Genomic DNA, 10,599 nt, shown 5'->3' on the forward strand with positions numbered 1-10,599 from the left:
GCCCCCGCCACGCCGCGCGGGCGGGCCGCCGCCACGCCAGCAGGATCAGCGCCGCCCCGAGGCAGCGGAGCCAGGCCACCCCCGCGGGGGAGGCCACGTCGAACAACCACACCGCCAGCGCCGCGCCGACGTACATCGAGATTCCGCTGAGAACGAACACCGCCGGGGCGGGAACGGCGTCGACTCCGCGTCGGAGGATCGGGACCTGCACGCGGACGATCGTGCCTGACCACCGGGAACACCGTCGCGGGAGGGCCTTTCGGACCCCGTCGCGGCGGGTCGTGCGGGGTGGCGGCGCCGGACGTGACACGTCTCCCACGCCCCGGCGGAACACTTGCGAGGAACAAATCGTCTGTAAGAGTGGAGGCAGCGACACCGCGATCGGGGGTGACCCGGACTCGGTGGTCGCGGCTGAACTGATGGCATCGGCTTGCGATGCCGGGACGGAGGGAGACTCTCCAATGACATCATCGACGCTCACCCGCCCCGAACTGACCGCTGCGGACCGCTGCGACCGTTGCGGCGCCGCGGCGCAGATGCGTGCCGTGCTGCCCAACGGTGGTGAACTGCTGTTCTGTGGCCACCACGGACGTGAGTACGAGGCCAAGCTGAAGGAGCTGGAAGCCGACATCCAGCGCTGAGCCGTCACCGACAGCCGCGAGAAAGGGCGGGGACCCGGTCGGGTCCCCGCCCTTGTCACGTCCGTCCCCCTCCGACGGGGTGGTGTGCCGTGAAGGACTCCTTCACGGCATCTCACGCAGCGAAGGAGGCCCTCACGGCGTCACACGCAGGCAAGGGGGCCTTCACGGCACGACCGGCACGATCGGCGGGCGGGGCGGCTCACACCGTGTCGAGGACGTCCTCGAAGGCGGCCTCGGCGGCGCCGAGGAGCTTCACGTCGGTGCCCAGGGCCGAGGTGCGCACCCGGACGCCGCCGAGGGCCCGGCTGACCAGGCTCCGGGCGCGCACCGCGCGGTCCACGTCGTCCAGCACCGGGGCGGGCAGTTCGGTGAACAGGTCCCCGAGCACGACCAGTTCGGGACCGAACAGGTTCACCACGTTGACCAGGCCCAGCGTCAACCACTCCGCCAAGTCGCCGAGCCTGCGGCGGGCCCCTTCGTCGTCCGCCCGCAGCCCCCGCAGGGCGGCCACCACCCGGCCCCGGGAACTGGTCTCCGGCAGCCCCAGCGCCCGGCAGAACGCCGCTTCCCCCACCTCGGTCTCCCAGCACCCCGTGCTGCCGCAGTAACAGGGGCGCCCGCCGGGATGATGGACGGCCATGTGCCCGATCTCGCCGAGGTAGCCCGCACCGCCGCGCAACGACGCGCTCTGGGCGATGACTCCCCCGCCCACCCCGATGTCGGCGGAGACGAAGACCACGTCGGCCGCCCCGGTGGCCCTCCCGCGCAGGTTCTCGGCCAGCGCCCCCAGCTCCGCGTCGTTGCCGACCACCACCGGCATGTCGAGCGCCCGCGTCAGCCGGCTGCCCAGCGCGACGTCGGACCAGCGCAGGTTGGGCGCCTCGTGGACGTGCCCGTCCGCGCGGCGCACCACCCCCGGCACCGAGATGCCACAGGCCACGGGTCGCACGCCCAGGTCCGCGGCGAGCGGGCCCGCGGACTCCACCAGCCGGGTCACGACCTCCTCCGGCGTCCGGGTGCGCTCGCGCAGGTTCCAGCCGTCCCGGCCGAGGATCTGTCCGCCGAGGCCGACAAGCGCCAGCGCCACGTGCCCCACCCGCACGTCCACGGCGAGCACGACCGCGGCCTCCGGGCGGGGCAGCACCAGCAGCGACGGCCTGCCCGCCTGCCGCTGGGTGCGGGGCACCCGCTCGGCGACCACCCCGGCCCCGGCCAGGCCGTCCACCAGCGTCTTGATGGTGCTGCGGTTCAGTCCGAGTTCGCCGGCGAGACTCGCCCGGGTACACGGGCCCGTCAGGTGCAGGGTGCGCAGCAGGGTGGAGCGGTTGTACCGGCGCACCTCGTCCGGCCGGGCCACGGGAGTGCTGGTCACAGGGTCATCGTCGCTTGACGTCCTCCCCACGGCTGAAGCCGGGGGATTCCAACCAGCGCTAACGCCGGTTGAGGTTCCTGCTTCACAGACCGGCCAGCGCCGAGGTCTCCACAGGCTGTAACCGCCCGCCCGGCGGCCAGCACGTTGATTGCCGCGTTGACATCTGCGTGCGCGGTGTGGCCGCAACCGGTGCACCGGAAAACCGCTTGGCTGTTGCGGTTGTCCGGGTCCACGTTGCGGCACACCGAGCATGCTTGCGACGTGTACGCAGCAGGTACCTTCACGATCTCGCTGCCGGTGTGCCGGGCAGCGTTGAGAAGTGCGAGTTCGAGCTTGTGCCAGCCCTTGTCGAGGATGGCGCGGTTCAGGCCAGACTTCCGGGCGACGCTCCGACCGGGCTCTTCGGAGGTTCCGCTCGCCGAGCGGGTCATGTTGCGGGTCCGCAGGTCTTCTAGTGCGACCAGCGCGTTGCGGTCAGTGAGCTCGGCGGCTACCTGCGAGCAGAAGTCCGCGCGTCGGTCACCTTCGCGGCGCTTCCAGCCGCGCATGGCCCTGAGCGTCTTCTTGCGGTTCCGGCTACCGCGCTTCTGCCGCGCGAGCTCCTGCTGCAACCTGCGGTAGCGCTCCGCCTCGCCAGGCGAGGTGAACCCGCGGTCGATGAGCTTGCCATCGCTGGTCGCGACGGCAGCAACCACGCCCCGGTCGACACCGACACCCGTGTCGGGCATGGCGTGCTGTTCCGGAGTCTTCTCACCGTCGTCGACGAGGAACGACACGAACCAGTCCCGGCCGTCGTGGGATACGGTCGCGGACCGCACCACACCACCAATCTGGCGGGTCATGCGGAACCGCACCCACCCCAGCTTCGGGAGCTTCGCTCGGCCCCAGCGCTTGCTCAGGCGCTCGACCTCGATGAGCTTTCCCATCGGAAACCGGAACGAAGGGTTCCAGCGGGACTTGCCACGCCACTTCACCCGGAACGTTCCGTGGTCCTTACAGGCCCGGTCCAAGTCCTTGAGGGTCTGCTGGAGGATGTGAGACGGCGCAACCTTCAGCCACTCGTGCTCGGTCTTGGCGTCGGCGAGCTGTCCTGCTTGCTCGTTGTAGTTCATCCACGCGCCGCGCGTGCGGTACTGACGACGCTGGTCAAGGGCGGTGTTCCACACAGCGCGGCACACGTTGCCGAACTCCTCGCACTGCGCGGCCTGCTCAGTGGTGAGCTTCGAGCGGTACTTGCGGCCGGCAAGCATGGAACACCTCCCCCATTAGACGTTCTCCTGTTTCTCGACGTACTTGCGGATGACTTCCAGCGGCGCGCCGCCGACCGTCGCGACGAAGTAGGCGTTCGTCCACAGCGTGGGCAGCTTCGAGCGAAGCCACGGGAACTCGTCCCGCAACACGCGGGACGAGCGTCCCGTGATGGCCTTCACCAGCTTGTGCACCCCGTACTGCGGGTCAACCTCGACGAGAAGGTGCATGTGGTCGGGCATGGTTTCCAGCTCCACCAGCCACGCTCCCTTCTCCTCGACGACTTCGGCGATGAGCTGCTTCAAGCGTTCTTCCATCCGGCCGCCGATGACCCGGCGGCGGTACTTCGGGCACCACACCACGTGGAACGCGCACTAGAACGTGACGTTCGAGTTCGAGCGCAGTGTGACGACCATAGCCGACGCTATACAGCGTCACGCTACCTAACGTCGACAGGATTACCGCTGGGCGCTTGAGTTAGATGCGGCGCGCTAACCCCACGGACCATTCCGGGGGTCTGCGCTTCGTCTCACCGATCACCCGGCTCAGCGGGCCCCGGCGCCCGCACGGCGCCGGGAGAGCGCGTCCACCGTGGCGGCCAGCAGCAGCACGAGGCCGGTCACGATGGAGACCACCGCGGCGGGCTGCGCGAGCAGGCCGAGCCCGTTGGCGATCACGGCGAGGACCGTGCCGCCGATGACGGCGTTGGAGACCCGGCCGCGCCCGCCGAACAGCGAGGCCCCGCCGATCACCGCGGCGCCCACGGCGAACAGCAGCGTGTTCAGGCCGCCGGCCTGTGGGTCCACCGAACCGACCTTCGACGAGTACACCACGGCACCGAGAGCGGCGGTCGTCGAGCACACCACGAACACGCTGGCGCGGATCCGGGTGACGTCGATGCCCGCGCGCCGCGCGGCCTCCCGGTTGCCGCCGACCGCGTAGATGTGCCTGCCGTACCGGGTCCGGTTGAGCACGTACGTGCCCAGCACGAGCAGTCCGAGCACGATCGGCACCACGTACGGCACCCCGTTGATGACCACCGAGGGGTTCGGTGACCGGTTCACGGTGAGCAGCGCCGTCGCCACGGCCCCGAACACGGCCAGCGCGCCCACCTTGGTCAGCACCAGCGGCGTCGGCCGGGTGACCAGGCCCCGGCGGATCCGGCGGAAATGACCGCTTAGCGTGATGGCGGCGTAGCCACCGACGGCGACGACGTACAGGGCCCAGCTGCCGAGCGTCGACAGGTTCCCGTTGGCGACCGCGTTGAGCACCGGGGAGGTGCTGATCCCGAGGACGCCCCCCTCCCCGATGAACTGCAGGATCACGCCCTGCCAGGTGAGGAACAGGGCCAGGGTGACCACGAAGGACGGCATGCCGATCCGGGCCACCAGGTAGCCGGTGATGCACCCGATCGCGGTGCCCACGCACAGTGCGAGCAGGATCTCCACCCACGGGTTCGCCGGGATCCCCGCGCCCGCCAGTACGATGCCGAGCACCGAGACCGCACTGCCCACCCAGATGCGCAGCAGCGCGGCGAGCACGGCGGCCAGGGCCAGCGCCGCCAGGAACACGACGAACACCGTCGAGCCCATCCCGCCGAGCAGATTGCCGTCCTCGACGTAGTGCATGGCCAGCACGGCCCCCGCCGCCCCGGACGCCGTGCCCGCAGACAGGTCGATCTCCCCGACCAGCAGGACGAAGACGATGCCCATCGCGATGATGGTCTGTCCGGCGCCCTGGGCCAACAGGTTGGCGAGGTTGTGCAGCGACAGGAAGTAGTCGGACAGCACGGTGAACATCACCATCAGCGCCACCAGCCCGAGCAGGGCGGGCAGCGAGCCCAGCTGTCCCCCGCGCAGCCGCGCGAGGTAGTCGCGCACGGCCTCGCGGGTGGACAGCGCGGTGGTGTCGATCCCGAAGTCGGCGATCACCGCGTCGCCGGAGGCGGGGTCGGCCGCCGTGTCCGGCGACGTGGAGGAGGAGGTTTCCGTCATGACGCCCTTTCCTGGTCCTGCCTGCCTTGGTCGCGTGCCGCGGTGCCCGCCCGGTGCCCCGCGGACGGGGCCGCGTTACAGCGCGGCCGTGTCCGGGCGGGCCAGTCCGAGCTCCCCGGAACGGCCCGCGGTGATCAGTTCGACGACCTGGCCGTGCGTCACGTCCCGGGCGGGCACCTCCGCGGCCACCCGCCCGAGGTAGAGCACGGCGATCCGGTCGGCGACCTCGAACACGTCCGCCATGTTGTGACTGATCAGCACGACCCCGAGGCCCGTGTCGGCGAGCCTGCGCACGAGGTCGAGCACCTGCCGGGTCTGCGCCACCCCGAGCGCGGCGGTGGGCTCGTCCAGCAGCACCACGGAGCTGTCCCACAGGACGGATTTCGCGATCGCCACGGTCTGCCGCTGACCACCGGAGAGCGAGGACACCGGGGTGCGCACCGATTTGACCGTGCGCACCGACAGGGAGGCCAGGGTCGACCGGGCCGCCTGCTCCATGGCCGCCTCGTCCAGCAGCCACGGACTCCCCCGTTCCCGGCCGAGGAACATGTTCTCCACGATGTCCAGGTTGTCCGCGAGGGCGAGGTCCTGGTACACGACCTCGATCCCGAGGTCCGCCGCGTCGGCGGGGCCGCGGATGTGCACCGGCTCGCCGCGGAACCGCACCGTGCCCGACTCCGCCGCGTGGATGCCGGCGATGCACTTCACCAGCGTCGACTTGCCCGCACCGTTGTCCCCGACCAGCGCGGTGACCTCGCCCGCCCGCACGGAGAGGTCGATGTCGTGCAGGACGTGGACCGGACCGAAGCTCTTGTTCAGCCCTTCCAGCCGCAGCGCGGGCTCGACCGCGGGTTCCGCCGTTGCCGTGCCGCTCACGAGATCCCCAGTTCCTCGCAGTCGTCGACCAGGTCGTCCACGCACAGGTCGGAGGCGTCCACGTAACCCTCGTCGACGACGCGCTTGACGTTGTCCCGGGTGATCAGGTGCGGTTCGAGCAGCACCGAGGCCACCTCCCGGTCGCCCTCCGGGTCCTCGGTCACGTCCCCGGCGAGCTCGTCGGCGGCGGCCGTGTCCCCCTCGGCGAGCGCGGCGGCGAGCTTCGCGGTGGCCTCGGCCTCCTTCTTGACCGGCTTGAACACGGTCATGTACTGGTCGCCGCGCAGGATGCGGCGCAGCCCGGCCGGGGTGGCGTCCTGACCGGTCACCGGCACGGTGCCGGCGAGACCGTTCTTGCGCAGCACGGTGATCACCGCCCCGGCCAGCCCGTCGTTGGCCGCGACGACCCCGTCGACCGAACCGCCGTTGGCGGTGAGCACCTGCTCGAAGATGGTGCCGCCGCGCTGGTTGTCCCAGTTGTCGATCGGTTCGCTGCGCACGAGCTCCAGCTCGCCGGAGTCGTACAGCGGCTGCAGGACGTTGCGCTGCCCCTCGTGGAAGAGCGTGGCGTTGTTGTCGGTCGGGGCACCCTCGATCTCGACGACCTCGGCGCCGTCCTGCCCCTCCAGGGCCTGGGCCATGCCCTCGCCCTGGAGTTCGCCGACGCGGACGTTGTCGAACGAGACGTAGTAGTCGGAGCTCCCGCCGAGGTTGAGCCGGTCGTAGTCGATGGTGGGGATGCCCGCGTTGTTCGCCTCGGCCGCGACCGTGCTGCCGACCTCGCTGTTGATCGAGGCGATGATCAGCACCTCGACCCCACGGGCGATCATGCCGTCGGCCAGGGTGCTGAACTTCTGCACCTCCCCCTGGGCGTTCTGCACGTCCGGGTCGAAGCCCTCCGCGCGCAGCGCCTCCTCCAGCATGGGTTTGTCGAAGCCTTCCCAGCGCGACGACGAGGACGTCTCGGGAAGGATGACGCCCACCGAGCCCAGCGGCGCCTCTCCCTGTTCGTTCTGCCCGTCGTCGCCCTCGGCGCCGCCGCCGGCGTTGGCCCCGCACGCCGCGAGCGTCACCGTCATGGCGATCGCGCCGGCACCGGTGGCAAGTCTGTTCGTCCGCATCGGCCACCCCTTCTCGAGTATGTTGCGGCGCACAACATATGCCCCGCATCACACGAAAGGGAAATCTGTATCGATCCAGCCACCCCACACCCGCGAGTCGCCACCCCATGCCCGCGAGTCGACGCTCCATGCCCGCGAGTCGCCACCTCGGGCCCGTGAGTCGACGCTCCACTTCAGTGGCCGGCTGACGCGGCGAGAGCCCGAGTGCGGGGTATCAGAGCACCGGGGAATGCAGTTCGCAGAGTGACCGGCGCTCGAGCGCCCACTCGCCGACCCGGAGGGTCGACTCGCCGACCCGGAGCGTCAACTCGCGGGCATGGAACGTCAACTCGCGGTGCTGGGGTGGCGACTCGCGGCGGCTGTGGTGGTCACCAGGAGCGGAGGGTGGCGATGCGTTCCTCCAGCTGCTCGACCGTGGCCATCGCGGTGGGTGGGCCGCCGCAGACGCGGCGCAGTTCGTTGTGGATCGCGCCGTGCGGCTTCCCGGTGCGGTGGTTGTGCAGCCCGACGAGGGTGTTGAGTTCCTTGCGCAGGGCCTTCAGTCGCTCGTTCACCGACTGCGGGCGCGGTGCGGGCGCCTGCCCGGACGACGACGGATCCGGCTGACCCTGCCCGGCCGCACCCGTCGACCTCCCGGCGCCGGATTTGCGGCGTTTGGCGTCGGCGAGCTGTTCCTCCTGGCGCTTGCGCAGCAGCGCGCGCATCTGGTCGGCGTCCAGCAGCCCGGGCAGCCCCAGATACTCCTGCTCCTCCTCGCTGCCGGAGAACGTCGCGGTGCCGAACGAGTTGCCGTCGTAGATGACCTGGTCCAGCTCCGCGGAGGCGCCGAGCGAGGTGAACGCCTTCTCCTCCTCGCCACGCTCGTCGTCGGTGCGGTTGGCCGCGACGAGGAGTTCGTCGTCCCAGCCCTCCTTCTCCCGGTCCGGCTTGCCGAGCACGTGGTCCCGCTCGGTCTCCAGCTCGCTCGCCAGCTCCAGCAGCACGGGCACGCTCGGCAGGAACACGCTCGCGGTCTCCCCCGGCTGCCGCGACCGCACGAACCGGCCGATGACCTGCGCGAAGAACAACGGGGTGGACGCCGACGTGGCGTAGACGCCCACCGCGAGCCGGGGCACGTCGACACCCTCGGACACCATGCGCACCGCCACCAGCCACCGGTCGGTCGATTCGGCGAACTCGCCGATCCGCCTGGTGGCCTTCGGATCGTCGGACAGCACCACGACCGGCTGCTCCCCCGACACCCGGGCGAGTATCTTCGCGTACGCCTTGGCCGACTCGTGGTCGGTGGCGATGACCAGCCCGCCCGCGTCGGGCACGCCACCCGCCCGCAGCTGGGTGAGCCGGGTGTCGGCGGCCTGCAGCACCGAGGGGATCCACTCCCCCGACGGGTCGAGGGCGGTGCGCCAGGCCCGCGCGGTCTGCTCGGCGGTGAGCGGTTCGCCCAGCCGGGCGGTGAACTCGTCGCCCGCGTTGGTGCGCCAGGACGTCTCCCCGGAGTAGGCCAGGAACACCACCGGGCGCACGACCCCGTCGGCCAGGGCGTCGGCGTAGTTGTACGAGGAATCGGCCTTGCTGCGCAGTGCCCCGTCGGCGTCCGGTTCGTAGGTCACGAACGGGATCTGGGCGTCGTCGCTGCGGAACGGCGTCCCCGTCAGCCCCAGCCGCCGCACGGCGGGGGTGAACGCCTCGAAGATCGCGTCGCCCCACGACTTCGCGTCCCCGGCGTGGTGGATCTCGTCGAGGATCACCAGCGTCTTCCGGTTCTCCGTGCGCACGCGGTGCAACGTCGGGTGCGCGGCCACCTGGGCGTAGGTCACCGCGACGCCCCGGTAGTCGGGGGAGGTGACGCCGGTGCCGTTGGTGAAGTTGGAGTCGATCGGGATGCCCGCCTCCTCCGCGGCGGCCGCCCACTGGTGCTTGAGGTGTTCGGTGGGCGTGACGATGGTGACCGCCTCCACCGTGCGGTCGGACAGCAGCTCCGCGGCGATGCGCAACCCGAACACGGTCTTGCCCGCGCCCGGCGTGGCCGTCGCGAGGAAGTCCTTCGGCTTGCGGCTGAGGTATTTCGCCAGCGCACGGCGCTGCCAGGCGCGCAGCGGCCGGGCTGTCGCGTCGTCCGCCGGTTCGGGTGCGGCAACCTCCCCCCGGGCTCCGGCCGTGTCCGACACCGACGCTTCCCTCCCTCGCGAGCTCACCACACCGGCATGCGAAAACCCCCACGACGGCGGCCGGCGGCCGTGCCGGCTGCGCGGTGAGGGCGCACCGGGCAGCCTACCGCCTCCCGCCGGGACGGCGACGGAAAGGACACGCCGAACCGGGAGAACCCGAGACGCGGGCGGCCGCGATGGACCATGCTGGACACCGCGATGCGGAGGCGTGAAGACGGTAGCCAGCAGCCCCCCGGTGCCGGCCGACGGCCCGGGGGTGCGGGTCCGCTGCGCCTGGTGCGCCGCACGATGGCCCGGGCCTGGGGCGGCAGCGTCTTCGCCGAAGCCGCCGAGGCCGCGTTCTGGCAGACGCTGTCGCTGCCGCCGTTGCTGCTCGGCCTGCTGGGCAGCCTCGGCTACGTCGGCGACTGGTTCGGCGAGGAGGTCGTGCGCCGGGTTCAGCAGCGGATTCTCGCCTTCTCCGACACGATCTTCAGCGACAGCATCGTCACCGGCATCATCGCGCCGACCGTGAACGACATCCTCACCACCGGCAAGGGCCAGATCGTGTCGGTGGGTTTCCTCATCTCACTGTGGGCGGGTTCGTCGGCGATGGCCTCGTTCGTCGACGCGATCACCGTCGCGCACGACCAGCACCGCGTGCGCAACGAGATCTGGCAGCGGTTCTTCGCCCTGCTGCTGTACCTGGCGAGCCTGGTGGTGCTGGTGGTCGGACTGCCCGTGATCGCGATCGGGCCCGGACTGCTGCCGGAGTTCTTCCCGGAGCCGTGGCGTCCCGCGATCGCGTCGTGGCTGTCGGTGCTGTACTACCCCACGTTGGCGGTGCTGCTGGTGCTCGCGCTGGCGACGCTGTACAAGCTGGCGCTGCCACGCAAGCTGCCGTGGCACCGGGGTGTCCCGGGCGCGATCCTCGCGATGGGGATCTTCCTGCTGTCCAGCGTGGGCCTGCGCGTCTACATCGCGTGGATCACCACCACCGGCTACACCTACGGCGCGCTCGCCACCCCGATCGCGTTCCTGCTGTTCACGTTCTTCATCGGGCTGGCCATCATCACCGGTGCCTACTTCAACAGCGCGATCCAGGAGCTGTGGCCCGCGCCGCGCACCCGGCGACAGCGCCGCCGGTGGCGCGGCCCGGAACGGGAACGCAGCGGCGGACGGCTGCGTACGGCGCGGACC

9 protein-coding genes and 1 pseudogene are annotated in these 10,599 nt (G+C 70.9%); 2 read left to right on the plus strand and 8 right to left on the minus strand.

Annotated elements, in window-relative coordinates:
- Positions 1 to 211: pseudogene (locus tag SACPADRAFT_RS32540) on the minus strand (EamA family transporter); the annotation flags it as partial.
- Positions 212 to 461: 250 nt separating this feature from the next.
- Between SACPADRAFT_RS32540 and SACPADRAFT_RS0209305 the strand changes: the two are divergent.
- Positions 462 to 641, plus strand: coding sequence for a DUF7455 domain-containing protein (locus tag SACPADRAFT_RS0209305; protein WP_007025060.1), 180 nt, complete (start codon positions 462 to 464; stop codon positions 639 to 641).
- Between the two features lie 199 nt (positions 642 to 840).
- Here the strand turns inward: SACPADRAFT_RS0209305 and SACPADRAFT_RS0209310 are convergent, their stop codons facing one another.
- From SACPADRAFT_RS0209310 to SACPADRAFT_RS0209345, 7 genes are all read right to left on the minus strand, one after another.
- A complete protein-coding gene (locus SACPADRAFT_RS0209310) occupies positions 841 to 2,013 on the minus strand; it encodes an ROK family protein (protein WP_007025061.1) in 1,173 nt (390 codons plus the stop codon).
- Entirely contained in the window at positions 2,010 to 3,263 is a 1,254-nt protein-coding gene (locus tag SACPADRAFT_RS0209315; RefSeq protein WP_007025062.1) for an RNA-guided endonuclease InsQ/TnpB family protein, read from the minus strand. Before SACPADRAFT_RS0209315 ends, SACPADRAFT_RS0209310 begins: the two co-directional genes overlap by 4 nt.
- Positions 3,264 to 3,278: 15 nt before the next feature.
- Positions 3,279 to 3,623, minus strand: coding sequence for an IS200/IS605 family transposase (gene tnpA, locus SACPADRAFT_RS26605; protein ID WP_233357148.1), 345 nt, complete (start codon positions 3,621 to 3,623; stop codon positions 3,279 to 3,281).
- A 183-nt stretch (positions 3,624 to 3,806) separates the two neighbouring features.
- Complete coding sequence (locus tag SACPADRAFT_RS0209325; RefSeq protein ID WP_007025064.1) at positions 3,807 to 5,255, minus strand: sugar ABC transporter permease; 1,449 nt, start codon at positions 5,253 to 5,255, stop codon at positions 3,807 to 3,809.
- A 75-nt stretch (positions 5,256 to 5,330) separates the two neighbouring features.
- On the minus strand, positions 5,331 to 6,131 hold the full coding sequence (locus SACPADRAFT_RS0209330; protein ID WP_007025065.1) for an ATP-binding cassette domain-containing protein: 801 nt from the start codon (positions 6,129 to 6,131) through the stop codon (positions 5,331 to 5,333).
- Positions 6,128 to 7,252 carry a sugar ABC transporter substrate-binding protein gene (locus SACPADRAFT_RS0209335; protein WP_007025066.1) on the minus strand — a complete coding sequence of 375 codons (1,125 nt, stop codon included), beginning with the start codon at positions 7,250 to 7,252 and terminating at the stop codon, positions 6,128 to 6,130. Before SACPADRAFT_RS0209335 ends, SACPADRAFT_RS0209330 begins: the two co-directional genes overlap by 4 nt.
- 368 nt (positions 7,253 to 7,620) lie before the next feature.
- The gene (locus SACPADRAFT_RS0209345) at positions 7,621 to 9,420 is read right to left on the minus strand and encodes a DEAD/DEAH box helicase (protein ID WP_007025067.1); all 1,800 of its coding nucleotides are present in this window, start codon (positions 9,418 to 9,420) and stop codon (positions 7,621 to 7,623) included.
- 198 nt (positions 9,421 to 9,618) lie between these two features.
- On the opposite strand from SACPADRAFT_RS0209345, the gene SACPADRAFT_RS26610 reads away from it, so the two are divergent.
- Positions 9,619 to 10,599 (plus strand): YihY/virulence factor BrkB family protein (locus SACPADRAFT_RS26610; RefSeq protein ID WP_007025068.1); only part of this gene is annotated, 981 nt, incomplete at its 3' end.

This window comes from Saccharomonospora iraqiensis subsp. paurometabolica YIM 90007, from assembly GCF_000231035.2.
Taxonomy (GTDB): Bacteria; Actinomycetota; Actinomycetes; order Mycobacteriales; family Pseudonocardiaceae; genus Saccharomonospora; species Saccharomonospora paurometabolica.

Coding starts and splice junctions, on each gene's coding strand:
- SACPADRAFT_RS0209305 (WP_007025060.1), top strand. CDS start 462: ATGACATCATCGACGCTCACCCGCCCCGAACTGACCGCTGCGGACCGC.
- SACPADRAFT_RS0209315 (WP_007025062.1), bottom strand. CDS start 3,263: ATGCTTGCCGGCCGCAAGTACCGCTCGAAGCTCACCACTGAGCAGGCC.
- SACPADRAFT_RS0209335 (WP_007025066.1), bottom strand. CDS start 7,252: ATGCGGACGAACAGACTTGCCACCGGTGCCGGCGCGATCGCCATGACG.
- SACPADRAFT_RS0209325 (WP_007025064.1), bottom strand. CDS start 5,255: ATGACGGAAACCTCCTCCTCCACGTCGCCGGACACGGCGGCCGACCCC.